General features: G+C 69.9%; 19 protein-coding genes. 15 read left to right on the top strand and 4 right to left on the bottom strand.

Annotated elements, in window-relative coordinates; genetic code table 11:
• Nucleotides 1–59 precede the first annotated feature (59 nt).
• From FHT38_RS04525 to FHT38_RS04560, 8 genes are all read left to right on the top strand, one after another.
• A complete protein-coding gene (locus tag FHT38_RS04525) occupies nucleotides 60–851 on the top strand; it encodes an SDR family oxidoreductase (RefSeq protein ID WP_183490270.1) in 792 nt (263 codons plus the stop codon).
• A 47-nt stretch (nucleotides 852–898) separates the two neighbouring features.
• Nucleotides 899–1,357, top strand: coding sequence for a PaaI family thioesterase (locus FHT38_RS04530; RefSeq protein ID WP_254783204.1), 459 nt, complete (start codon nucleotides 899–901; stop codon nucleotides 1,355–1,357).
• 71 nt (nucleotides 1,358–1,428) lie between these two features.
• On the top strand, nucleotides 1,429–2,448 hold the full coding sequence (locus FHT38_RS04535; RefSeq protein WP_183490273.1) for an NADP-dependent oxidoreductase: 1,020 nt from the start codon (nucleotides 1,429–1,431) through the stop codon (nucleotides 2,446–2,448).
• Nucleotides 2,448–2,939, top strand: coding sequence for a GNAT family N-acetyltransferase (locus FHT38_RS04540; protein WP_183490276.1), 492 nt, complete (start codon nucleotides 2,448–2,450; stop codon nucleotides 2,937–2,939). The genes FHT38_RS04535 and FHT38_RS04540 overlap by 1 nt, the downstream gene beginning before the upstream one ends.
• Before the next feature lie 43 nt (nucleotides 2,940–2,982).
• Entirely contained in the window at nucleotides 2,983–3,906 is a 924-nt protein-coding gene (locus FHT38_RS04545; protein WP_183490279.1) for a glutathione S-transferase family protein, read from the top strand.
• Between the two features lie 51 nt (nucleotides 3,907–3,957).
• On the top strand, nucleotides 3,958–4,851 hold the full coding sequence (locus FHT38_RS04550; RefSeq protein ID WP_091722613.1) for an SDR family oxidoreductase: 894 nt from the start codon (nucleotides 3,958–3,960) through the stop codon (nucleotides 4,849–4,851).
• A 105-nt stretch (nucleotides 4,852–4,956) separates the two neighbouring features.
• Nucleotides 4,957–6,681 carry an ATP-binding protein gene (locus FHT38_RS04555; protein WP_183490282.1) on the top strand — a complete coding sequence of 575 codons (1,725 nt, stop codon included), beginning with the start codon at nucleotides 4,957–4,959 and terminating at the stop codon, nucleotides 6,679–6,681.
• A gap of 131 nt (nucleotides 6,682–6,812) precedes the next feature.
• The gene (locus FHT38_RS04560; protein WP_183490286.1) at nucleotides 6,813–8,084 is read left to right on the top strand and encodes a TIGR03862 family flavoprotein; all 1,272 of its coding nucleotides are present in this window, start codon (nucleotides 6,813–6,815) and stop codon (nucleotides 8,082–8,084) included.
• 59 nt (nucleotides 8,085–8,143) lie between these two features.
• Here FHT38_RS04560 and FHT38_RS04565 read toward each other — a convergent pair whose 3' ends face one another.
• On the bottom strand, nucleotides 8,144–8,290 hold the full coding sequence (locus FHT38_RS04565; protein WP_175538184.1) for a hypothetical protein: 147 nt from the start codon (nucleotides 8,288–8,290) through the stop codon (nucleotides 8,144–8,146).
• A gap of 237 nt (nucleotides 8,291–8,527) precedes the next feature.
• On the opposite strand from FHT38_RS04565, the gene FHT38_RS04570 reads away from it, so the two are divergent.
• Nucleotides 8,528–9,640, top strand: a complete 1,113-nt coding sequence (locus FHT38_RS04570) for an ATP-binding protein (protein WP_183490289.1) — start codon at nucleotides 8,528–8,530, stop codon at nucleotides 9,638–9,640.
• Between the two features lie 17 nt (nucleotides 9,641–9,657).
• Here the strand turns inward: FHT38_RS04570 and FHT38_RS04575 are convergent, their stop codons facing one another.
• The 3 genes from FHT38_RS04575 to FHT38_RS04585 all read right to left on the bottom strand — a co-directional run bounded on the left by FHT38_RS04575 (nucleotide 9,658) and on the right by FHT38_RS04585 (nucleotide 13,678).
• Complete coding sequence (locus FHT38_RS04575; RefSeq protein ID WP_091722629.1) at nucleotides 9,658–9,870, bottom strand: cold-shock protein; 213 nt, start codon at nucleotides 9,868–9,870, stop codon at nucleotides 9,658–9,660.
• 299 nt (nucleotides 9,871–10,169) lie between these two features.
• On the bottom strand, nucleotides 10,170–11,780 hold the full coding sequence (locus tag FHT38_RS04580; RefSeq protein WP_183490292.1) for a M20/M25/M40 family metallo-hydrolase: 1,611 nt from the start codon (nucleotides 11,778–11,780) through the stop codon (nucleotides 10,170–10,172).
• A 74-nt stretch (nucleotides 11,781–11,854) separates the two neighbouring features.
• A complete protein-coding gene (locus FHT38_RS04585) occupies nucleotides 11,855–13,678 on the bottom strand; it encodes a M4 family metallopeptidase (protein WP_255488600.1) in 1,824 nt (607 codons plus the stop codon).
• A gap of 407 nt (nucleotides 13,679–14,085) precedes the next feature.
• Between FHT38_RS04585 and FHT38_RS04590 the strand changes: the two genes are divergently transcribed.
• The 6 genes from FHT38_RS04590 (at nucleotide 14,086) to infC (ending at nucleotide 24,542) form a co-directional block, all read left to right on the top strand.
• Nucleotides 14,086–15,819, top strand: a complete 1,734-nt coding sequence (locus FHT38_RS04590) for an acyl-CoA dehydrogenase family protein (protein ID WP_255488601.1) — start codon at nucleotides 14,086–14,088, stop codon at nucleotides 15,817–15,819.
• A 53-nt stretch (nucleotides 15,820–15,872) separates the two neighbouring features.
• Nucleotides 15,873–18,203, top strand: a complete 2,331-nt coding sequence (locus FHT38_RS04595) for a Tex family protein (RefSeq protein WP_183490294.1) — start codon at nucleotides 15,873–15,875, stop codon at nucleotides 18,201–18,203.
• Between the two features lie 246 nt (nucleotides 18,204–18,449).
• A complete protein-coding gene (locus FHT38_RS04600; RefSeq protein ID WP_183490296.1) occupies nucleotides 18,450–20,645 on the top strand; it encodes a TonB-dependent siderophore receptor in 2,196 nt (731 codons plus the stop codon).
• A 70-nt stretch (nucleotides 20,646–20,715) separates the two neighbouring features.
• Complete coding sequence (locus FHT38_RS04605; protein ID WP_091722648.1) at nucleotides 20,716–21,798, top strand: patatin-like phospholipase family protein; 1,083 nt, start codon at nucleotides 20,716–20,718, stop codon at nucleotides 21,796–21,798.
• Nucleotides 21,799–22,000: 202 nt separating this feature from the next.
• Complete coding sequence (gene thrS, locus FHT38_RS04610) at nucleotides 22,001–23,926, top strand: threonine--tRNA ligase (RefSeq protein WP_147240695.1); 1,926 nt, start codon at nucleotides 22,001–22,003, stop codon at nucleotides 23,924–23,926.
• Between the two features lie 67 nt (nucleotides 23,927–23,993).
• The gene (gene infC, locus FHT38_RS04615) at nucleotides 23,994–24,542 is read left to right on the top strand and encodes a translation initiation factor IF-3 (protein ID WP_217648428.1); all 549 of its coding nucleotides are present in this window, start codon (nucleotides 23,994–23,996) and stop codon (nucleotides 24,540–24,542) included.
• Nucleotides 24,543–24,651 lie beyond the last annotated feature (109 nt).

A 24,651-nucleotide genomic window follows, 5' to 3' on the forward strand; every position in this document is an offset into this window, starting at 1 on the left:
AACGACGACATCGACATCGACGACGACATCAACGACCTCAAGACATCAAGGAGACGACGATGAGCAGCAAGGTGCAGGACCTCTTCGACCTGAGCGGCCAGGTGGCGCTGGTGACCGGTGGCTCGCGCGGGCTGGGTTTGCAGATCGCCGAGGCGCTGGGCGAGGCCGGCGCGACGCTGATGCTGAGCTCGCGCAAGGCGGCCGACCTCGAGGAGGCCGCGGCGCACCTGAAGGCGCGCGGCATCGACGCGCAATGGATCGCCGCCGACGCGTCCGATGAGGCGCAGGCGCGCGGCATCGTCGAGCAGACGATGGCCAAGCTCGGCAAGATCGACATCCTCGTGAACAACGCCGGCGCCACCTGGGGCGCGCCGGCCGAGGACCATCCGGTCGAGGCCTGGGACAAGGTGATGGACCTGAACATCCGCAGCCTGTTCGTGATGAGCCAGGAAGTGGCGCGGCGCAGCATGATCCCGCGCAAGTCGGGCCGCATCATCAACGTGGCCTCGATCGCGGGCCTGGGCGGCAACAGCGGGATGATGAAGACCATCGCCTACAACACCAGCAAGGGCGCGGCGGTGAACTTCACCCGCGCGCTGGCCGGCGAGTGGGGCGTGCACGGCATCACCGTCAACGCGCTGGCGCCGGGCTTCTTCCCCAGCAAGATGACCAAGGGCCTGATGGCCGCGATCGGCGAGGACAAGCTGGCCGAGCACGCGCCGCTCAAGCGCATCGGCGATGATGAGGACCTCAAGGGCGCCGCCCTGCTGTTCGCGAGCCGCGCCGGAAAGCACATCACCGGGCAGATCCTCGCCGTCGACGGTGGCGTCTCCGCCGTCCACGGCAGCTGAATGGCTCCGCCCCCTACGCGCTTCCCGCGCTGTGATTCGAGGTTGTCGTGACTGAAGAGCCGCCGCTGAAATTTCCCGTCCACATTCCCTTCGTCCAGCAGCTGGGCTTCGAGCTCGTGCGCATCGACGAGGGCGAGGCCGAGCTGCGGGTCGACATCCGCGAACTCCACCTGAACTCGTGGGAGGTGGCGCATGGCGGCGTGCTGATGACGCTGCTGGACGTGGCCATGGCCCATGCGGCGCGCAGCGCCCACCGCGACCAGCCGGGCTTCGGCCCCGGCGTGGTGACGGTGGAGATGAAGACCAGCTTCATGCGCCCCGGCGAGGGCGCGCTGCGCGCGGTGGGCCGGCTGCTGCACCGCTCGACGACGATGGCCTTCTGCGACGGCTCGGTCTACGGCGAGGACGGCCGGCTCTGCGCCCATTCCACCGGCACCTTCAAGTACCTCAAGGCGCTGCCCGGCAAGGGCCGCAGCCTCAAGGCGCTGCAGCGCACCGAGGGCTGAGCGCCCGACGGCCCGGCGGCGATCCCCGTTCAACCGACCCCTTCCGATTTCCCGCTCACGAGGAGAAACGCATGAGCACGACGAACCGCCAGATCCTGCTGGCCTCCCGCCCCACCGGTGAACCCGGCACCGACAACTTCAAGCTGGTCAGCACGCCGGTGCCGACCGTGGCCGACGGCCAGGTGCTGGTGCGCAACCATTACCTCAGCCTGGATCCCTACATGCGCGGCCGCATGAACGAGGGCAAGAGCTACGCGACGCCGCAGCCGCTGGGCGAGGTGATGATCGGCGGCACCGTCGGCGAGGTGGTCGAGTCCCGCAACGCGCACTTCGCGGTGGGCGACAAGGTCGTGGGCATGGGCGGCTGGCAGGAGTACCAGCTGGTCGACGCCAACCAGCGCGGCGTGCTGCAGAAGGTGGACACCACCCACGTGCCGCTGTCGGCCTACCTGGGCGCGGTCGGCATGCCCGGCGTGACCGGCTGGTACGGGCTGGTGAAGATCATCGATCCGAAGCCGGGCGAGACCGTCGTCGTCAGCGCCGCCAGCGGCGCGGTGGGCGGCGCGGTCGGCCAGCTGGCCAAGGTGCGTGGCGCGCGCGCGGTCGGCATCGCCGGTGGCGCGGACAAGTGCCGCTATGTCGTCGAGGAACTCGGCTTCGACGCCTGCATCGACTACAAGCAGCATGGCGACGTGAAGTCGCTGTCCGCCGCGCTGAAGGCGGAATGCCCGGACGGCATCGACGGCTACTTCGAGAACGTCGGCGGCATGATCCTCGACGCCGTGATGCACCGCGCCAACCCGTTCAGCCGCGTCGCCATGTGCGGCATGATCGCCGGCTACAACGGCGAGCCGATCCCGATGAGCGCGCCGCAGCTGATCCTGGTGAACCGGATGAAGATCGAGGGCTTCATCGTCTCCGAGCACATGGCCGTCTGGCCCGAGGCGCTCAAGGAGCTCGGCACGCTGGTGGCCACCGGCAAGCTCAAGTACCGCGAGAGCGTCGCGCAGGGCCTGGACAGCGCGCCCGAGGCCTTCCTGGGCCTGCTCAAGGGCCGCAACTTCGGCAAGCAGCTGGTGAAGCTGATCTGATGGCCGGGCCGCGCTGGATCTGCCAGTCCTTCGACGAGCTGGGCACGCGCGGCCTGTACCGCGCGCTGCGCCTGCGCTCGGAGGTGTTCGTCATCGAGCAGCGTTGCGTCTACCTCGATCCGGACGGGCTCGACGAGCACGCCTGGCACCTGCAGGGGTTGGCCCCGGGCGCTGATGGCGCCGATGGCATCCATGGCGCCGAGGTGCTCGTCGCCTACGCGCGGTTGCTGCCGCCGGAGATCGGCAACGGCAGCGCGCGCATCGGTCGCGTGATCACCGCGCAGGCGGCGCGCGGCGGCGGCCTGGGCCGGGCGCTGATGAGCCAGGCGGTGGCCGAGTGCCAGCGGCTGTGGCCGGGCCGGCCGATCGAGCTCGGCGCCCAGGCCCACCTGCGCGACTTCTACGGCAGCTTCGGCTTCCATGCGATCTCGGACGTCTACGACGAGGACGGGATTCCCCATGTCGACATGCGCCGCGAAGCCGCCGCCTGACGCGGCCTGACGCGGCCGCCCCCCCGGACCCAGGAGTGTTCCCATGAGCGATCTGATCCTGCATCACTACAGCAGCTCCCCGTTCGCCGAGAAGGCGCGCTTGATGCTGGGCCTGAAGGGCCTGGCCTGGCAGTCGGTGACGGTGCCGATGATGCTGCCCAAGCCCGACGTGGTGGCGCTGACCGGCGGTTACCGCCGCACGCCCTTCCTCCAGGTCGGCGCCGACATCTACTGCGACACCGCGCTGATCGCCGAGGTGCTGGAGGCGCGGCAGCCGTCGCCCAGCCTGTTCCCGGCCGCGGTGGCCGGCCAGGCGCGCATGCTGGCGCAGTGGGCCGACACCGACCTGTTCTGGACCGCGCTGCCCTATGCGATGCAGCCGGCCGGCGCGACGGCGCTGTTCGCCGGCGCGCCGCCGGACATGCTCAAGCTGTTCGTCGCCGACCGCAAGGCGATGAGCGAGGGCATGCCCCAGGTGCGTGGCGCCGACGCTGGCGCGGCGCTGACGCAGTACCTCGGGTGGCTGTCGCAGATGCTGGCCGACGGCCGGCCGTGGCTGCTCGGCGACGCGCCGTGCATCGCCGACCTGAGCGTCTACCACCCGCTCTGGTTCGTCACCAGGACCGGGCCGCTCGCCGACATCCTGGCGCCGCATGAGGCCCTGCGCGCCTGGATGGGCCGCGTGGCCGCGATCGGCCATGGCGAGCGCGCCGGCAAGCTCGACGGCGCGGAGGCGATCGAGCTGGCGCGGGCCTCGCGGCCGCAGCCGATGCAGGTCGAGCCCGGGCTGGGCTTCGAAGCGGGCCAGGCGGTGACCGTCACGCCCTACGACTACGCCCGCGACGCGGTCGCCGGCACGCTGGTCGGCTTGAGCTGCCGCACGGTGACGGTGGCGCGCGAGGACGAGCGCGCCGGCCGCGTGCAGGTGCACTTCCCGCGCATCCGCTACACGCTGAAGCAGGCCTAGCCCGTTCGGCCCGGTCGGCGACCTCACAACCATCCCGAAGGAGACAAGCGCATGAAGGACTACCAAGGCAAGACGGCGGTGATCACCGGCGCGGGCTCGGGCTTCGGCCTGGAGGTCGCGCGGCTGGCGGCGGCCCGGGGCATGAACCTGGTGCTGTGCGACGTGCAGCAGGACGCGCTCGACAAGGCCGCGTCCGAGTTCGCGGCCCATCCGGTGCTGGCGCGGCGCGTGGACGTCGCCAAGGCCGACCAGATGGAGGCGCTGGCCGCCGCGGTGCAGGAGCGTTTCGGCGCGCCGAACTTCGTGTTCAACAACGCCGGCGTCGGCTCCGGCGGCCTGATCTGGGAGAACGCGCTGTCGGACTGGGACTGGGTCCTGGGCGTCAACCTGATGGGCGTGGTGCACGGCGTGCGCCTGTTCACGCCGATGATGCTGGCCGCCGCGGCCAAGGACCCGGCCTGGCAGGGGCACATCGTCAACACGGCGTCGATGGCCGGCATGCTGAATCCGCCCAACATGGGCGTCTACAACGTGTCCAAGCACGCGGTGGTGTCGCTCAGCGAGACGCTGTACCAGGACCTGGCGCTGGTCACCGACCAGGTACGCGCCTCGGTGCTGTGCCCCTACTTCGTGCCGACCGGCATCACGCAGAGCCACCGCAACCGGCCGGGCGAACTGGGCGCCGACAAGCCCACCCGCAGCCAGCTGATCTCGCAGGCGATGACCGACAAGGCGGTCAGCGCCGGCAAGCTGACGGCGGCGGACGTGGCGCGCATGGTGTTCGAGGCCATGGACGAGGAGCGCTTCTACATCTTCAGCCACCCGCAGGCGCTCAAGGCCGTGCAGACGCGGTTGGAGGACGTGATGCAGCTGCGCAATCCGACCGACCCGTTCCAGGACAAGCCGGAGATCGGCGCGCGGCTGCGGGAGTCGCTGCGCGGCTGAGGGCCTGGGCAGCCCGAACGGCCCCTGACAGATCTGACAGGGACCACCCCTGGATGCGGGAGCGCCGGGACCCTGCGGCGAAGAGGCCGGGCCCACAATCCGCCCGTGGTCCCGCATTTCCTTCCCCGATGCCTGCGCGCGCTGCCGCGCCTGCTGCCGATGCTGGCGGTGGTGGTCGCGGCGTGGCTGGCGCTGGCGGGGCAGGGCCATGCCGACCCGCGCGACTGGCTCACCGCCGAGGAACGCGCCTGGGTGGCGCAGCATCCGGTGCTGCGCGTGGGCGGCTCGGCGAGCTACGGCCCCTTCACCTACGTCGATGAGGACGGGCGCATCACCGGCCTGTCGCTGGACTACGCGCGGCGTTTGTCGGAGCTGACCGGGCTGCGTTTCGAGTTCCAGCCGCCGCAGACCTTCGCCGAGAACCTGGACGACCTGGCCAGCGGCGAGCTCGACGTGCAGATGTCGATGCGCGAGACGCCCGAGCGGGCGCAGCGCTTCGGCTTCACGCGGCCCTACATCACGGTGCCGGCGGTGCTGCTGCGGCGCGCCGGCGCGAGCGGCGACCCGCTGCGGCCCGGCGAGCCGGTGGCGGTGGCGCGCGGCTACGCGGTGGCGGAGTTCCTGCGGGACCGCTACGCGACCAATCCCCTGCAGGTGGAAATCGACGACCGCACCGTGCTGCGCCGGCTGGCCGGCGGCGAGGTCGGCGCCGCGGTGATGGACCTGGCCGGCGCGACCTACCTGATGCGGCGCGACGGCATCGGCAACCTGCGGGTGGTGGAGGACATCGGCTTCGCCTACGGGCTGGGCATCGGCTACCGGCGCGACTGGCCGATGCTGGGCCGCATCCTGGACAAGGCGTTGACGCGCATCGGCGACGACGAGCGGCAGGCGATCGCGGACCGCTGGATCACGCAGGACACGGCGGCGATGCGCTGGCAGCGCCGGGCGCTGTGGGGCGGTGGGGTCGCGCTGGCGCTGGTGCTGCTGGGGCTCGGCGTCACGCTGCTCTGGAACCGGGCGTTGCAGCGCCAGGTGAGGCTGCGCGGCGAGCTGCTGCAGCGCGAGCTCGGCGAGCGCATGCGGCTGCAGGACGCCGACCGGGCCCGCGAGCTGGCCGAGGTGACCAGCCGCACCAAGAGCGAATTCCTCTCCCAGGCCAGCCATGAGCTGCGCACGCCGCTCAACGCGGTGCTGGGCTTCAGCCAGCTGCTGGCGCACGATCCGCAGCGGCCGCTCGACGAGACGCAGCGCGCGCGGCTGCGGCACATCGACGAGGCGGCCAAGCACCTGCTGGTGTTGATCGAGGACATGATGACGCTGTCGCGGGTCGAGGCGAACACGCTGACCGTGCAGTCGCTGCCGCTGCAGGCCGGGCCGCTGCTGCGGCGGGTGGTGGAGCTGGCGCAGCCGGCGGCGCAGGCCGCGGGCGTGGACCTGCGGATCGGCCTGACGCCGGAGGAGGACAGCACGCTGCCGATGGTCCAGGCCGATCCCATCCGGCTCGAGCAGGTGCTGCACAACCTGATCTCCAACGCGATCAAGTACAACCGGCGCGGCGGCTGGGTCCAGGTGCGCGCCAGCGCGGAGCCGCGCGGCTTCCGCATCGAGGTGGTGGACAACGGCATCGGCCTGAGCGTCGAGCAGCGGGCGCAGCTCTTCCAGCCGTTCAACCGGCTCGGGCGCGAGGAGCAGCCCGGCCATGGCATCGGGCTGGTCATCTGCAAGCAGCTGATGGACCGGATGGGCGGACGCATCCTGGTCGACAGCGAGAGCGGGCAGGGGTCGCGGTTCACGCTGGAGCTGCCGGCGGTGCCGGGCGTGGCCTGACAACGTCCGCACCACCGCACCACGGCGCCATCGCGCCACCTCGCCGCCGCATGGCGACATTTGCGGATCGCGGCATCGCCTCACCGGCGTGGTCTGGCACACTGCGCGCCCTGCGCAGTACCCTCCCGACCATGCCCAATACTTCCTCTCCCCGCCGCGCCATCGTCATCGGCGGCGGCCCCGCCGGCCTGATGGCCGCGGAACGCCTGGCGCTCGCCGGCGTGTCGGTCGACCTCTACGACGCCATGGCGTCCGTCGGCCGCAAGTTCCTGCTCGCGGGCAAGGGCGGTCTCAACCTGACCCACTCGGAAGCGCGGCCCGACTTCGACACCCGCTACTACGAACGCCAGGCCGGCGTCGCCGCCTGGCTCGACCGCTTCGATGGCGAGGCGCTGCGGGCCTGGACGCAGGGACTCGGCGTCGAGACCTTCGTCGGCAGCTCGGGGCGCGTCTTTCCCAAGGACATGAAGGCCGCGCCGCTGCTGCGCGCCTGGCTGTCGCGGCTGCGCGGGCAGGGCGTGCGCTTCCACATGCGGCATCGCTGGCTCGGCTGGGACGAGGCCGGCGGGGTGCGCCTGCGCTCGCCGGACGGTGAATCGACCGCGACCGCCGATGCGGTCGTGCTGGCGCTGGGCGGCGCGTCCTGGCCCCAGCTGGGCTCGGACGGCCAATGGGCGCCGCTGCTGGCGCAAGCCGGTGCGGCGGTGGCGCCGCTGCGCGCCGCCAACTGCGGCTTCGACCTCGGCGCGCCGCGCGAGGGCGCGGCGAGCGGCTGGTCGTCGTTCTTCGCCGAGCGCTTCGCGGGCCAGCCGGTCAAGCCGGTCGCGCTGAGCGCCGAGGGCGTGGACGGCCAGCGCTTCTCGCGCCAGGGCGAGTTCGTGGTGACCGCCTCCGGCATCGAAGGCTCGCTGGTGTATGCCGCGTCCGCGCTGCTGCGCGAGCGCATCGCGCGCGATGGCGAGGCGCTCGTCCACCTCGACCTGCTGCCCGGCCGCGACGCGGCCTGGGTGGCGGAGCAGGTCGCCCATCCGCGCGGATCGCGCTCGATGTCCTCGCACCTGAAGAGCCGGCTGAACATCGAAGGCCTGAAGGCCGGCCTGCTGCACGAGGTGCTGACGAAGGAGGCCTACGCCGACGCGACGGTGCTGGCGCACACGCTCAAGGCGCTGCCGCTGCGCCTGGTGGCGGCACGCCCGGTGGCCGAGGCCATCAGCACCGCGGGCGGCGTGACGCTGGAGTCGCTGGACGAGCGGCTGATGCTGAAGGCCCGTCCCGGCGTGTTCGTCGCCGGCGAGATGCTGGACTGGGAAGCGCCGACCGGCGGTTACCTGCTGACGGCGTCGATGGCCAGCGGCGTCGTCGCGGGCGAGGGCGCCGCCGCGTTCCTGTCGAGCGGAGCGTGATCACTGGCGGCTCGGCGTCGAGCCGCCAATGTCCGGCCGGGGCGGGGCCCGAGGTGGGCTCAGCCCGCCTTGTTCTTCAGCTTGCCCTTGGGCATCACGGACGTGACGGGCGCGACCGGGCGGTCGGAGGACGTCTCCCGGGGGGCGCCGGTGTCCTTCTTGGGCTTCTTGTTGGCCTTGTCGTTGCGTTGCTCGCCTTTTGGCATGTCGTGGGCTCCTTCTTCAGCGGTCGTTGTCGTTCTGCGATCGTCGCCGCGCACGCAGACAGGCCGGGCCGTGGCGACGGGCGCACTCTACTACCGCCAGGGCCGGTCCGCGCGAGCCTCGCGTGCGACGCGACACGACCCGTCGCCAGCCGCCGTGGTGTCAGCGCTTTGCGTTACCCTCTGCGCTCGGCGCGACCCGCTGGCGCGGGCAGTCCAGGCGCCGCCAGGGAGGATGGAATGGACGCAGTACCAGAGACGGGGAGACGCACCGTCCTGCTCGTCGATGACGACCGCTCGCATCGCTACGCGCTCCGGCGTCGGCTGGAGCTGGCCGGCTTCGCCGTCATCGAGGCCGCCGACGGGACCGCGGCGCTGCGGCTGGCGACCGGCGTGGACGCGATCATCCTCGACGTCCTGCTCCCCGACATCACCGGCTACGAGGTCTGTCGCCAGCTCCGCGCGGAGGAGTCCGGCGTGGGGGTGCCCATCGTGCTGGTGTCCGGCGTCTACATCGCCGAGGACGACCAGGTCCGCGGCCTGCAAGGCGGCGCGGATGCGTACCTGACGCGGCCGGTCGACGACGAGGTGCTGATCGCCAACCTGCATGCGTTGCTGCGCCAGCGCGACACGCTGCGGGCGCTGTCCGAGGCGCTCGAGCAGAAACGGCGCGACGAAGAGCGGGCACGCGACCTGTTCCTCGCGATCCTGGGCCACGACCTGCGCAATCCGCTCGACGCCATCGCGATGAGCAGCGAGCTGTTGGCGCGCGCGCCGGTCTCGGCGTCGACGACCCAGAAGATGGCCGCGCGCATCACCGCCGCGGCCCGGCGCATGGCGCACATGCTGGACGACATCCAGGACTACGCGCGCAGCCAGCTCGACGCGGAACTGCTGCTGCGACGCGCGCCGCAGCGCCTGGGCGCGCTCGCCTCGGCCGCGATCGACGAGGTGCGCGGCGCCTATCCAGGCATCACGGTCGATGCCGTGCTGGAAGCGTCGGATGAAGGCTGGTGGGATGGCGACCGGCTGGCGCGGGTCATTGCGAACCTGCTGCGCAACGCGGTGGAGCATGGGGCCGTGGGGCGGCCCATCGTCGTGCGCACCGAGGCGCGGGGCGCGTGGCGCCACCTGTCGGTGCGCAATGAAGGTGCGCCGATCCCGGACGAGGTCCGGGCCGGGCTGTTCGAGCCGCTGGTGCGCGGCGGGGCGCAGGCGCCCGCCGCGGGCAACATGGGCCTGGGGCTCTTCGTGTGCCGCGTGATCGTCGAGGCACACGGCGGGCGCATCGTGGTGGAGACCGGGGCCGCGGGCACCGAGTTCCGCATCGAGCTGCCCGCGCAGCCGTCCTGAAGGACGGCGCGATCCGCTCAGATCACGCGGATGTTGGAGGCTTGCGGGCCCTTGGGGCCGTCCTTCGGCTCGAACTCGACCTTCGCGCCTTCGGCGAGGGTGCGGAAGCCGCCAGAGCTCTGGATCTCGCTGTGGTGGGCGAACAGGTCCTTGGAGCCGTCGGTCGGGGTGATGAAGCCGAAGCCCTTGTCGTCGCTGAACCACTTCACGGTGCCGGTCTTGGTCGTCATGGTGTTTCCTTTTTTGAAGAAGATGAACGGAGATACCCGGCACGCGGGCGCGCGCCGGGACAGACACACTCAAGAACCGTCAGCGGGGGGAATGCTGGGCAGGCCACGCGCGCGGGATCCGGGAGGACCGGCGGGGCTGCGGAAGAAGACCTCTGAAGAAAGGCCTTGCGCGAATCTATCGCGGCACTCTAGCACGCGCGGCTGACGGCCGGCCGGTGCAAAGTCGCACCGGCCGGCCGTCCGTGACGCCGAGATCGGCGACGGATCGCCGCCGGATCATCGCTGGAGCGCGTCCCGCCTCACTGCGGCCGGTAGGTCACCTTCAGCTGGTAGTTGCCCGCCGAGTAGCCGTAGACCAGCACGTAGACATCGCCGTTGGCCGTCATCGTGACGCTGCAGCCCTCGGTCGAGCTGGACCCGTCCGACTTGCAGGTGTAGGTGGACGTCGTCGGCACCGCGCCCTTGCGCACGTACAGGTCGATGTCGCCGGTGCCGGTGGTGCTGGCCGCGAGCGCGCCCCCGCTGGCCACCTTGAACGGTCCGAAGCTGCGGCTCTGACCGCGCGTCAGGCTGCCGCTGAAGTTCTCGGTCCGGTCCACCGGCGGCGGCGTGCCCGGCCCGTCGCTGCCCAGCTCCACCGCATAGGCCGCGGCCATGCGCGCGAACTTGAGCGCATGGTCGGCCTGGCTGCCCATGTTGGCGTAGGTGTCGTTGGCGGTGTGGATGTAGGGGTTGGAACTGCTCATGCCGGCCTCGAAGGGCATGCTCGCGAAGTAGCCCTTGGCATTCCACGACGCATGGTCCGAGCAGGCGTAGCCGCAGCGGTCGGTTCCCACCCGCAGCGTCGGCAGGTAGGTCGCGATCACGTTGGACAGGAAGGTGTTCTGCCCGCTGTCGGTGTAATCGCTGAACAGGTAGATGTCGTTGGCCGCGCCCTTGTAGTTGGTCATGTCCAGCTGCAGCACGCCCACCACGTTGACGCCCGCCGCGGCGAAGCTGTTGGCGATCTCCTGCGAGCCGCGCAGGCCGACCTCCTCGGCGGCGTAGGCCATGAACTTGATCGTGCGGCGCGGCTTGTAGTTGGCCTGCACCAGGGCGCGCAGCACCTCGGTCAGGCTGGCCACGCCGGAGGCGTCGTCGTCGGCGCCGGGCGCGCGCATGGTCTCGCCCGAGCCGCCGGACTGGTTGATCGAGTCCAGGTGCGCGCCCATCACGATGACCTCGCTGCCGTTGTCGGTGCCCTGGATGGTGGCGATCACCGACTTCTGCGCCCAGTTCGGATGGCTGAACTGCTCGACGGTGATGTCGGTGCGACCGCCCGCCAGCGTCGTCCACTTCTGCCGCAGCCAGTTCGAGGCGGCGACGCCGCTGCTGCTGGTGTAGTAGCGGTTGGTGTTGGCGGACAGGTCGACGATGGTCTGCCCGATGTTGCTGGCCTGCATCTGCGACAGGATGGGCGTGACGACCGACTGCTGGTCGATCACGTAGCTGGGCCGCGAGGCCACCAGCGCCGCCGCCAGCCGTTGCGCGCCCACCGGCGTGCTGTGGCGCTGCAGCGAGGCCAGGCCCGCTTCCCGCGTCGGGTGGTACATGTAGCCGCCGCAGCGCTTGAGCTCCTCGTGGATCGAGTGGCTCAGGGAGGCGAGCACGTCCTCGTCGACCTCGACCAGGTGCAGGCCCTCGTTGCGCACGGCGCGCGCGGAGGCGGACGCGCTGGCGGCCGCGAGCGCCGAGCCGTCCTGCGCCGCATCGGCCTGGACGCTGGCGACCGCGCGCGCGGCCGGACGGTGTTTCTGCAACTGGGCCAGCGCGGCGTCGCCGAGGCTGATCCAGACCTTCTCGCCCGCATGGGCCGGCGTGAGCGCGGCCATGCCGACGCACAGCGCGCTGAGGATGAAGAACTGACGCATGGATGGTTTCTCCAGGAATGGCGAAGCCGGCGCGCCGCACGAAGGCGGCGCGCCGGAGTCGGTTCAGGCGGGGATCAGTAGGTGGCGACCAGCGAGGTGCTCGTCACCGTCGCGTACGCGCTCAGCAGCACGTAGTAGGTGCCCGCGGTCGGCGACGAGAAGGTGATGGTCTCGGCATTGGTCGAGCCGATCGAGCGCTTGTCGTAGCTGGTGGTGGTCGGCGCGGAACCGCGCTTGACGTACAGGTCGCCGTCGCCCGATCCGCCCGAGAGCTTGATCGTCAGCGTCGTGCGGCCCGCCGGCACGGCGATGCTGTACAGCTTGGTCGCGCCCTTGGCCAGCGAGATGCCGGTCACCGGCACGCCGCTGGTCAGCGGCGTCGCGGTCGGCGGCGGCGTGGTGCCGCTGCAGCTCACCCCCACGGTGGCGAAGGCCGCCGTCACGTCGGCCATCGCGTAGCCGCGGTCGGTGGCCGCCTTCTCCACGCCGCAGGCACCCTGGTTGAAGGTGCTGTTGGCGGTCCAGTACAGGCGGTTGGCGTCGACCATGACCTCGAAGGCCTTGCGCGTGTTCCAGCCCGGCTTGTTGGCCAGCAGGTAGAACGCGCGGTTGTAGACGCCGCTCGAGTAGTGCACGTCCATGCCGCTGCGGTAGTTGGACGCATGGCCGATGGAGCTGCCGTCGCGCGTGGGATCGTCGAAGTAGCGCAGCGCGCCGCTGCCCTTGAAGATCTGCGCGCCCACCAGCCAGTCGTTGCTGCCGTTGTTGCGGTAGTACTCGGCGGCTTCGCCGGCCATGTCGGAGAAGGCCTCGTTCATGCCGCCGGACTGGCCGGAGTACACCAGGCCCGAGTTCTGCTCGGTGAAGCCGTGGCTCACCTCGTGCGCCGACACGTCCAGCGAGACCAGCGGGTAGAAGGTGGTGCGGCCGTCGCCGAAGCTCATCGCCGTGCCGTCCCAGAACGCGTTCTCGTAGTTGCTGCCGTAGTGGACCCGCATGTACAGGGTGCCGGTCAGCGGCCGCAGGTTGAACCAGTCCCGGTACATGTTGAAGATCACGTTGCCGAAGAAGTGGGCATCGTTCAGCGGCGAGTAGGCGCCGTTGATCTGCTTGTACTCGTTGCGCGAGCAGGTGAACTGGAAGGGCGTGTTGCTGGCGCTGGTGCTGCCGTTGAGGTTGACCGTGATCACGTTGCCGGAATTCATCTGGCAGGTGTCGGTGACCTGCAGCGCCGGGTAGTCGGTGCCGTATTCGTAGCGGCCGGTCTTGGTGTTGCCGCCGGGGCCGGTGGCGTCACGGTGGGCCAGGCCTTCCCAGCGCTCCAGCACCGCGCCGGTGGTGGCGTCGATCATGAAGTGCGGGCGGCTGGGCTCCTGGCGGTCATGCCGCATGAAGGACACCAGGTAGAACAGCTGCGCCTTGCCGTTGGCATTGAGCCGGACGTACAGCTTGGACTGCTCGTTCTCGGTCAGCACCGCATTGACGGCGCCCTTGGCCTGGGCCAGCGCGCCCTGCGCGGTCAGGCCGGGCTGGACCGTGTTCAGGTCCTGCTGGATGTTGGTCAGCAGGCTGCCGGAGTAGCGCGAGGTGCCGGCGCTGGTGTCGCGGTGCTCCACGACGCCTTCGCCCCAGACGGGCACGCCCTGGTGGTACTGCTGGTGACGGGTGACGACCTTGCCGCTGGGGTAGGTCTGGCTGCGCACGGCCTGCAGGTCGCTGGCCGCGAGTCCCAGCGCGGTGCCCGCGTTCTGGGGAGCGCTCGACGCGCGCATCGTGGTGTTCACCGGGGACTGGTCGTCGAGCAGGACGCGATCCGCCGCCAGGGCCTGGCAGGCGGCGGTAGCCGCGGCGGCCATGATGCTGACGCGCAGGAAACGCTGGATGAATGCCTGTGTCATATCGCCTCTTTCTTACGTGATGGATCGGTGAGATCTCCCGAAGAAATGGCCGGACTCGCTCGGGTGGGAACGGGACGGCCCCCTCTGTTCGCGGCCCGTGGTGAGGCCGTTCCAGATGTTCTTGGAGGTGCGGCAGGCGCCGCGTCCCGAGGTGTCGCCGGTTGCCTCGGAGGGCCCGAGGTCGTGGTCTTGCTGTGGCTGGTCCGGACGACTGCGCGAATGTAGGGGCTCCGGCGTCCGCGATGGCCTGTCAGGACTGACATCCGGTGTAACCCTTGCAACAAGCTGGATGGGCACGCCGGTGGCTGGCGTGCGCGCGATAGGCGAGGATGGCCCCCGCCGCGACCCCGATCCAGAGGACACGCCAGGAACCGGGGACCATCCAGCTTTTGCAGGAGACGCCCACCATGTCGCCCATGGACACGACACCCACCGCGCCCGGCGCCCCCGATGTCCCCACCGCCGCGGGTCCCGCTGCCGCCGCCGGGGCCACGGGCTGGCGCACCCACGAGGTCACCAACCAGGTCGACGAGCTGGCCGGGCACTCGCCGCTGGCCATCGACCCGGCGCTGCGCGAGGCGCTCGCGCGCGCCGGCGCGGACGCCTTCGTGCCGGGCCTGGCCGAGTACGCCATCTGGCTCGGTCGTCCCGAGACCCAGGCCATCGCCGAGCGCATCAACCGGGTGACGCCGACGCTGGAGAGCTTCGACAAGCGCGGCCGGCGCATCGACCGCGTCGAGTTCGATCCCGGCTGGCATGCGCTGCTCGCCGCCTACCGGCGGGCGGACCTGGTCGCGATGCCGCTGCGCGACGAACGCCCCGGCCGCTGGGCGGCCTGGGCCGCCGGCTTCTACCTGCACGGACAGATCGAGGCCGGCACGCTCTGCCCGGCGACGATGACGCAGGCCAGCATCCCGGTGCTGCGGCGCGAGCCGGCGCTGTGGGCGGCGCTGCGCGAGCAGCTCCTGAGCACCGACTACGACGGCCGCGACCTGCCGCTGGCGGACAAGCGCTCGATCTGGCTGGGCATGGGCATGACGGAGAAGCAGGGCGGCTCCGACGTGCGCGCCAACACGACCCGCGCCGAGCCGGTGGGCGCCGGCGGCCGCGGCGCCGACTACCGGCTCACCGGGCACAAATGGTTTTTCTCCGCGCCGATGTGCGACGCCCACCTGGTCGTGGCCAAGACGCCGGACGGCGCGCCGGGCTGCTTCTTCGTGCCGCGCTGGCGCCCGGACGGCACGAAGAACGCGGTCCACATCCAGCGCCTCAAGGACAAGGTCGGCAACCGCAGCAACAGCAGCTCCGAGGTCGAGTTCCAGGACGCCCACGGCGTGCTGATGGGCGAGGAGGGCCGCGGCATCCCGACCATCATCGAGATGGCGACCTACACGCGGCTGAACTGCGTCGTCGGCAGCGCGGCGATGCTGCGCCAGGCGCTGGTGCAGGCGCTGCACTACGCGCGCCACCGCAGCGCCTTCGGCAAGCGCCTGGCGGCGCAGCCGCTGATGCGGGCGGTGCTGGTGGACCTGGCGCTGGAGAGCGAGGCCGCGATGCAGCTGAGCCTGCGGCTGGCCCAGGCCTTCGAGCGCCAGGACGATCCCGGCGAGCGCACCTGGATGCGGCTGGTGACGCCGGCGGCGAAGTTCTGGGTCTGCAAGCGCGCCGTCGAGCTGACCGGCGAGGCGATGGAGGTGCTCGGCGGCAACGGCTACATCGACGACGGCGTCATGGGCCGGCTCTACCGCGAGGCGCCGGTCAACTCGATCTGGGAGGGATCCGGCAACGTGATGTGCCTGGACGTGATGCGCGCCGTCGCGCGCGACCCGCAGGCCTTCCTCGCGCTGCTGGACGGGCTGGGCCAGGCGCTGCGCGACGACGTACCGGCACGCGCGGAACTGGATGTGCTGCGGGCGATGCTCGCCACGCCGCCGGACCAGCTGGAGGCGCTGGGCCGCCGCTTCGCGACGCGGCTGGTGCTGCTGGCGCAGGCGGCGCTGCTGCGGGCGCATGCGCCGGCCTTCGTCGCCGACGCCTTCATCGCGAGCCGTTTCGATCCGCGCTGGGGCGCGGTGGCGGGGGCGCTCGACCTGCGCGGCCTCGATGCCGACGCGGTGCTGCACAGGGCCTTCCCGGCGTGACCTAAACTCGCGCGCTTTCGTTGCTTTCCCGGGCCTTCGGCCCCGTCGCTGTTTTGGACAAGATCCTCCTCCAGATTGCCGCCGAGCTGAAGGTTCGCCCGGCCCAGGTCAATGCCGCCGTGGAGCTGCTCGACGGCGGGGCCACCGTCCCGTTCATCGCCCGCTATCGCAAGGAAGCCACCGACGGCCTCGACGACATCCAGTTGCGCGAGCTGGAAGCCCGCTTGAGCTACCTGCGCGAGCTCGAGGACCGCCGCGAGGCGGTGCTCAAGTCCATCGAGGAGCAGGGCAAGCTCACGCCGGAACTCGCCGCCGCCATCGCGGCCGCGCCGACCAAGCAGGAGCTCGAGGACCTCTACCTCCCCTACAAGCAGAAGCGCCGCACCAAGGGCCTGATCGCCCGCGAGGCCGGCCTGGAGCCGCTGGCCGACAAGCTCTTCGCCGATCCGTCGCTGGATCCGATGACCGAGGCGGCGGCCTTCCTCTATCCCGATGCCGGCTTCGTCGATGCCTACGCGGTGCTGGACGGCGTGCGCGACCTGCTGTCCGAGCGCTGGGCCGAGGACGCCGTGCTGATCGGCAAGCTGCGCGAATGGCTGTGGGAGGAGGGCCTGTTCAAGTCGAAGCTGATGGACGGCAAGGACGAGAACAACCCCGACATCTCCAAGTTCCGCGACTACTTCGACTACGCCGAGCCGATCCGCACCGTGCCCTCGCACCGCGCGCTGGCCGTCTTCCGCGGGCGCACGCAGGAGTTCCTCGACGCCAAGCTGGCGCTGGACGAAGAGCTGGTGCCCGGTCAGCCCTCGCTGGCCGAAGGCCGCATCGCGCGCCACCTCGGCTGGAGCCACGCCAAGCGCGCCGGCGATGAGCTGATCCGCAAGACCGTCGCCTGGACCTGGAAGGTCAAGCTGTCGCTGAGCCTGGAGCGCGACCTGTTCGCCCGCCTGCGCGAGGAGGCCGAGAAGGTCGCGACCAAGGTCTTCGCCGAGAACCTGCGCGACCTGCTGCTGGCCGCACCGGCCGGCAAGCGCGTCGTGATGGGCCTGGACCCCGGCATCCGCACCGGCGTGAAGGTCGCCGTGGTCAGCGACACCGGCCGCGTGCTCGACACCTCGACCGTTTATCCGCATGAGCCCAAGCGGGACTGGGAAGGCTCGATCCACACGCTGGGCCGCCTGTGCGCGACGCACGGCGTCAACCTGATCGCGATCGGCAATGGCACCGCCTCGCGCGAGACCGACAAGCTCGCCGCCGACTTGATCAAGCGCATCCAGTCGATGTCGCCGGAGACGGTGATCGAGAAGGTCGTCGTCAGCGAGGCCGGCGCCTCGGTGTACTCGGCGTCGGAATTCGCTTCGAAGGAACTGCCCGACCTGGACGTGTCGCTGCGCGGCGCGGTCTCGATCGCGCGCCGCCTGCAGGACCCGCTGGCCGAGCTGGTGAAGATCGATCCGAAGTCGATCGGCGTCGGCCAGTACCAGCACGACGTCAACCAGAGCGAGCTCGCGCGCACGCTGGACGCGGTCGTCGAGGACTGCGTGAACTCGGTCGGCGTCGACCTGAACACCGCGTCCGCGCCGCTGCTGTCGCGCGTGTCGGGCCTCTCGGCCGGCGTGGCCGCCTCCATCGTGCGCTGGCGCGATGCCAACGGCGCGTTCCGCAACCGGCAGCAACTGCTCGACGTCACCGGCCTGGGGCCCAAGACCTTCGAGCAGGCGGCCGGCTTCCTGCGCATCCGCGACGGCGACAACCCGCTGGACGTCAGCGGCGTCCACCCCGAGACCTACCCGGTCATCGAGCGCATCCTGGCGCAGGTGCAGCGGCCGATCGCCGACGTGATGGGCAAGTCCGACGTGATCCGCGCGCTGAAGCCGGAGGCCTTCGCCGACGAGCGCTTCGGCGCCATCACGGTGAAGGACATCCTCGGCGAGCTGGAGAAGCCCGGCCGCGATCCGCGTCCGGACTTCAAGGTCGCGCGCTTCAACGACGGCGTCGAGGACATCAAGGACCTGAAGGAGGGCATGGTGCTGGAGGGCACGGTGTCCAACGTGGCGCAGTTCGGCGCCTTCGTCGACCTGGGCGTGCACCAGGACGGCCTGGTCCACGTCAGCCAGCTGGCCAACAAGTTCGTCAACGATGCTCGCGAGGTCGTGAAGACCGGCGACATCGTGAAGGTGAAGGTGCTGGAGGTCGACCTGGCCCGCAAGCGCATCTCGCTGACGATGAAGCTGGACGCGCAGGCGCCGCGCGGCGGCGCGAAGGCGGACAACAGCTTCCGCCCCGCCGGTCGCAACGAGCGCCAGGGCGGCGCTCGCCCGCAGCAGGCCGCGCAGCCGCAGGGCGGCGCCATGGCAGCGGCCTTCGCCAAGCTCAAGCGCTGATCCGCAGCGGGCGAGGGCGCGGGGCGCTGTTCGCCCGCGTCCCGCCGCCGGGGCGACTCCCGCCACGCCCGGGCCGGCCGGCCATGCCATCCGCGGCGTCGAATCGCGTTTGATCCCACATTTTTCGCGGCCGGTCGCAGCCGAGGTGTCAGAACGGGCGGCGTGCAGCTACGCTGCGCGCCGTTTACCGTCAATGACAAAAGTCGACACATCGCCATCGTGTCGACACGAATCTCGGGAGCCCCCTTGAAGACCCACGCCATCGCCAGGGCCTGTGCCCTTGTCTGCCTGACCGTCGCCCTGCCCGCGGTGTCCGCCTGGGCCCAGGAAGCGCCCCCGGGCATGGGCAACGAGCCGGCCGCGGGCCGCCGCCTGGATCGCGTCGAGATCACCGGCCGCGCCAACGATTCGGACCTGCGCCGCCGCGCGCCGGTGGCCAAGCAGGTCTACGGGCGCGAGGAGCTGGACCGCTACGGCGACACCAGCGTGGCCGACGTGCTCAAGCGGCTGCCCGGCGTCAACGTGGCCGACGGCGCCCCCCGCATGCGCGGCCTGGGCTCGGGCTACACGCTGATCCTGATCAACGGCGATCCGGCGCCCCCGGGCTTCAAGCTGGACCAGCTGGATCCGGCGCAGGTCGAGCGCATCGAGGTCACCAAGGGCCCCAGCGCCGACCAGAGCGCGCAGGCCGTGGCCGGCGCGATCAACATCATCCTGAAGGAGGCGCCGCGCGTGTCGCAGCGCGACCTGCGCATCGGCGCCGGCTACAACATCAACCATCCGGTCCCCTCGGCCACCTTCACCTTCGGCGAGCGCTTCGGGCCGGTCTCGCTGTCGGTGCCGGTGTCCGCCTTCCAGTGGCTGCAGGAGATGCGTTCCTCGACCGAGCGCAACGGCACCGACCTGAACGACCAGCCGGTCGTCGCCGCGCAGCACGGCAAGATGCGCAACTGGGGCCACGCCTTCAACTCCGCGCCGCGCGCGACCTGGAAGATCAGCGACGACGAGAGCGTGTCGCTGCAGGGCTTCGCGCAGAAGGGCTGGTGGAACAACTCGGTCCGCCTGGTGCCGGACGGCCAGTACAAGACACCGCGCCTGGATGACGACAGCGACAACCAGGGCGTCTGGCAGATGCTGCGCGCCAACCTGCAATGGAACAACCGCTTCAGCGAGACGCAGAAGTGGGAGCTCAAGGCCGGCGTGCAGGATGCGAAGAACCACATCGAGAACCACACGCTGAACGCGGCCGCGCCGGTGGACGCGGTGATCGACAGCCGCGACCGCAGCCTGACCCAGGCCGGCAAGTACAGCCAGATCCTGGGCGACGAGCACACGGTGACACTGGGCTGGGACTTCGAGTTCCGCAAGCGCGACGAGATCCGCGACACCACCGTGGCCGGCGGCGAGCAGCTGCCGGCGCTCAACGGCGAGAACTTCGGCGCGCGCATCCGCCGCCAGGCCTTCTTCATCCAGGACGAATGGGAGATCAACCCGCAGTGGTCGACCTACTTCGGCCTGCGCCATGAGCGCATCGTCACCACCAGCCGCGGCGTCGCCACCGATGCGCGCAACAGCTCCAGCGTGCTGTCGCCGCTGTGGCACCTGACCTACAAGCTGGACCCGAAGGCGCGCGACATGATCCGCGCCAGCCTGACGCGCAGCTACAAGGCGCCGGAGCTGACGCAGATGCTGGGCCGCTACACGCTGAACAGCAAGTTCCCCGACCCCGGCCAGGCCAACGACGAACTCAATCCCGACCGCGTCGGCAATCCGGGCCTCAAGCCGGAACTCGCCACCGGCCTGGACATCGCCTACGAGAAGTACCTGAGCGGCGGCAGTCTCTTCAGCGTCGGCCTGTTCCACCGCAACATCAGCCAGTTGATCCGCAACGTCGTGACGCTGGATCCGGCCAGCGCGCTGGTGCCGGTGCCGCGCTACGTGATCCGCCCGACCAACTTCTCCAGCGCCACCACCAGCGGCATCGAGCTGGAGCTCAAGGGCCGCGCCGGCGAGCTGTTCCCGTCGCTGTTCGAGGCCAAGACGCCGCTGAACCTGCGCAGCTCGTTCAGCGTCTACCGCTCGCGGGTGAAGGCCGTGTCCGGGCCGGACAACCGCCTGGACCAGCAGCAGCCCTGGACCGCCAACCTGGGCTTCGACTACCGCTTCAGCGGCGTGCCGGTCACCACCGGCGCCAACCTGAACTACACGCCGGTCTACACGGTGCGCCAGACCGACCGCCAGCAGGTCGAGTTCTCCCGCAACCGCGGCCTGGACGTCTTCGCCCAATGGATGGTCAGTCCCAAGACCTCGGTCCGCTTCTCGGCCAATAATCTCTTCCCGCTCGACGCGCGGGCCGAGACCACGCTGGCCAATGGCGACTACTACGCCACCGGCCGCAGCCTCAAGCCCTGGTTCCAGCTCAACCTGGAAATGAAGCTCTGAGCCTGACGATCAGGCGAGGAGCGGCCGGCCGCGTCGGGTGTCGTTGCCCCATGAAAGGACGAACCGCCCGATGCAGGCCCTGCAGATCCTCGCCGGACCCCGTGCGCGCCAACGGCTGCGCGACCATGGCCTGCGCGCCGCCGACGTGCGCGCCGTGCCCGGCGCGGCCGGCGGCCCCAAGGGGCTGATCCTCAGCGCGCTCGACGCCCATCTGTTCGGGGAGTTCCTCCCGTCCGGCGGCCAGGAGGTGCACCTGCTGGGGGCCTCGATCGGCGCCTGGCGCATGGCCACCGCCTGCCTGAGCCGCGACGCCGCCGGTTGCCGCGCCGAGTTCGAGCGCCTCGCCCACGACTACGCCCACCAGGACTACGAGTCCGAGCCCGGCAAGCGCCCGAGCGCCGCGACCGTCACCCGCGCCTTCTCGCAGAAGCTGGCCGAGATCTTCGGCGGGCGCGAGGCCGAGGTGCTCGCCCATCCCCAGTTCCGGCTGCATGTGTTCACCTCGCGCGGGAAACATGTGCTCGGGCGGGAAGGGCGGCTGCGCACGCCGCTGGGCTACCTCGGCGCCTTCGCGGCCAATGCGATGTCGCGCCGCGCGATGGGCGCCTGGCTGGAGCGGGTGGTGTTCTCCGACAAGCGCTCGCCGCTGCCGATGCCGCTCGCGGACTACCGCAGCCACCAGGTCGCGCTGGACGCCGGCAACCTCAAGCCCAGCCTGCTGGCGAGCTGCTCCATCCCGTTCTGGCTGCAGGCCGTGCACGACATCGAAGGCGCGCCCGCCGGCGCCTACTGGGACGGCGGCATCACCGACTACCACCTGCACCTGAACTACGCGGCGATGGTGGGCGACGGCATCGCGCTCTATCCGCATTTCCAGTCGAGCGTGATTCCCGGATGGCTGGACAAGGCGCTCAAGCACCGGCACCGCACCAGCGCCTTCCTCGACAACGTCGTGCTGCTGACGCCCAACCCCGAGTGGGTGAAAACGCTGCCCAATGGCAAGCTGCCCGACCGCAACGACTTCCAGCGCTACCTGAACGACGTGCCGGGCCGCGCCCGCGACTGGCTGCGCGCGGTGCGCGAGGGCGAGCGCCTGCGCGACGAATTCCAGGAGGCCTGCAGCCGCCCGTCGCTCGACATCCAGGCGCTCTGAGCTACACTGCCGCCTTCATTTCTTTTTCCAACAAGGACCGGGAAAGGCGAATCGGTTATGACACCGCGGACTAGCACCTCCACTGCGAAGGTTTGAGCGGCCGCGGCTCGTCACGTCTTTTCCCCTGCTGTCCGGAAACAGTCAGCACCCCAGATCAAGCGCGGCAAGTGGCCGCGCTTTTTGTTTTCTGGAGTACCCGAACATGTCCCAAATTTCCATCCAACTGCCCGACGGTTCCAAGCGCGAGTTCCCGCAGCCGGTGACCGTCGCCGAGGTGGCCGCCTCCATCGGCACGGGCCTGGCCAAGGCCGCGCTGGCCGGCCGCGTCGGCGCGGGCGAGAACGCCCGGCTCGTCGACACGAGCTTCCTCATCGACCAGGACACGCAGCTGGCCATCGTCACGGACAAGGATCCGGACGGGCTGGAGGTGATCCGCCACTCGACGGCCCACCTGCTGGCCTACGCGGTCAAGGAGCTGTTCCCCGACGCCCAGGTCACGATCGGCCCGGTCATCGAACACGGCTTCTATTACGACTTCTCCTACAAGCGTCCGTTCACGCCCGAGGACCTCGCGGCGATCGAGGCCAAGATGGCCGAGCTCGCGAAAAAGGACGAGAAGGTGACGCGCTCGGTGCTGCCGCGCGACGAGGCGGTGCAGTACTTCAAAGGCATCGGCGAGGCCTACAAGGCCGAGATCATCGAGAGCATCCCGGCCGACCAGGACGTGTCGCTCTACGCCGAGGGCGGCTTCACCGACCTGTGCCGCGGCCCGCACGTCCCGTCCACCGGCAAGCTCAAGTTCTTCAAGCTGATGAAGGTGGCGGGCGCCTACTGGCGCGGCGACCACCGCAACGAGCAGCTCCAGCGCATCTACGGCACGGCCTGGGCGACGAAGGACGACCTGGCCAACTACCTGCGCATGCTCGAGGAAGCCGAGAAGCGCGACCACCGCAAGCTCGGCAAGGAGCTGGAGCTCTTCCACATCGACGAGCACGCGCCGGGCGTGGTGTTCTGGCATCCCAAGGGCTGGACGGTGTGGCAGGAAGTCGAGCAGTACATGCGCCGCGTGTACCGCGACAACGGCTACCAGGAAGTGAAGGGCCCGCAGCTGCTCGACAAGACGCTGTGGGAGGCCACGGGCCACTGGGACAAGTACCGCGACAACATGTTCACGACGGAATCGGAGAAGCGCGATTACGCGCTCAAGCCGATGAACTGTCCCGGTCACATCCTGATCTTCAAGCACGGCATCAAGAGCTACCGCGATCTGCCGCTGCGCTTCGGCGAGTTCGGCCAGTGCCATCGCAACGAGCCCACGGGCGGCCTGCACGGCATCATGCGCGTGCGCGGCTTCACGCAGGACGACGGCCACATCTTCTGCACGGAAGACCAGATCCTGGCCGAATGCGTGGCGTACACGGCACTGTTGCAGAAGGTCTACAAGGACTTCGGTTTCGAGAACATCATCTACAAGGTCGCGACGCGCCCCGAGGCGCGCATCGGCTCCGATGAGGTCTGGGACAAGGCCGAGTTCGCGCTGATGGAGTCGCTGCGCGCCTCCGGCGTGGAATTCATCATCGCCCCCGGCGATGGCGCCTTCTACGGTCCGAAGATCGAATACACGCTCAAGGACGCGATCGGCCGCCAGTGGCAGTGCGGCACGATGCAGGTCGACTTCTCGATGCCGGGCCGCCTGGGCGCCGAGTACGTCGGCGAGGACGGCGAGCGCCGCACGCCCGTGATGCTGCATCGCGCGATCGTCGGCAGCCTGGAGCGTTTCATCGGCATCCTGATCGAGCAGCACGCCGGTGCGCTGCCCGTCTGGCTGGCGCCGACGCAGGTGGTTGTCGCGAATATCACGGACGCCCAGGCGGATTACGTTTCAGACATTGTGAAATCGCTGCAAAAACAAGGGCTTAGGGTCCAGGCCGATTTGCGCAATGAAAAGATCACGTATAAAATCCGCGAGCATTCGCTGCAAAAAGTCCCGTTCATCCTCGTCGTCGGCGACAAGGAAAAGGCGAACGGCGCGGTTGCAGTGCGCGCCCGAGGCAACCAGGATCTGGGCGTGATGTCGCTGGAGGACTTCGTCTCGAAGCTCTCGACGGCCATCGCGGACAAAGCCTGAGTCGGGCGCTTTTTGCGTTTATTGATCTCTTCGGACCCTTGCCAAGGTCCGTTTAAAGGTAACCACCATCGCTACTTTTGCTGACCGTCGTGCGATTCCGGAGCGCAAGCACCGCCTGAACCGCGAAATCACCGCTTCCGAAGTCCGTCTGAATGGCCCGGAGAACGAGCCGATCGGCATCGTCTCGATCCAGGAAGCGCTCCGGATGGCCGGTGACCTGGACGTCGATCTGGTTGAGATTGCCGCGACAGCGGTCCCGCCGGTCTGCCGGTTGATGGACTACGGCAAGTTCAAGTACCAGGAGCAGAAGCGCGCGGCGGAAGCCAAGTCCAAGCAGAAGGTCATCGAGGTCAAGGAAGTCAAGTTCCGTCCGGGCACGGACGAAGGCGACTACCAGATCAAGATGCGCAACCTGCGCCGCTTCATCGCGGAGGACGGCGACAAGGGCAAGGTCACGCTGCGCTACCGTGGTCGCGAGATCACCCACCAGGACATTGGCATGCGCATGCTGGAGCGCATCCGCGATGAACTGGCGGACGTGGCGGTCGTGGAGCACATGCCCAAGCTGGAAGGGCGCCAGATGATCATGGTGCTCGCGCCGAAGAAGCGCAGCTGATGCGCCGGGCCGGCCCGCGGGTCGGCCCTCACCTCGCAAGGGGTGCAAACAGAACCGGGCTGCGGCCCGGTTCTGTTTGCAAGGCGTTGTTCTTGCAGACCTGGCCTGT

The sequence above is a fragment of the Mitsuaria sp. BK041 genome (assembly GCF_014193085.1).
GTDB lineage: Bacteria > Pseudomonadota > Gammaproteobacteria > Burkholderiales > Burkholderiaceae_C > Roseateles.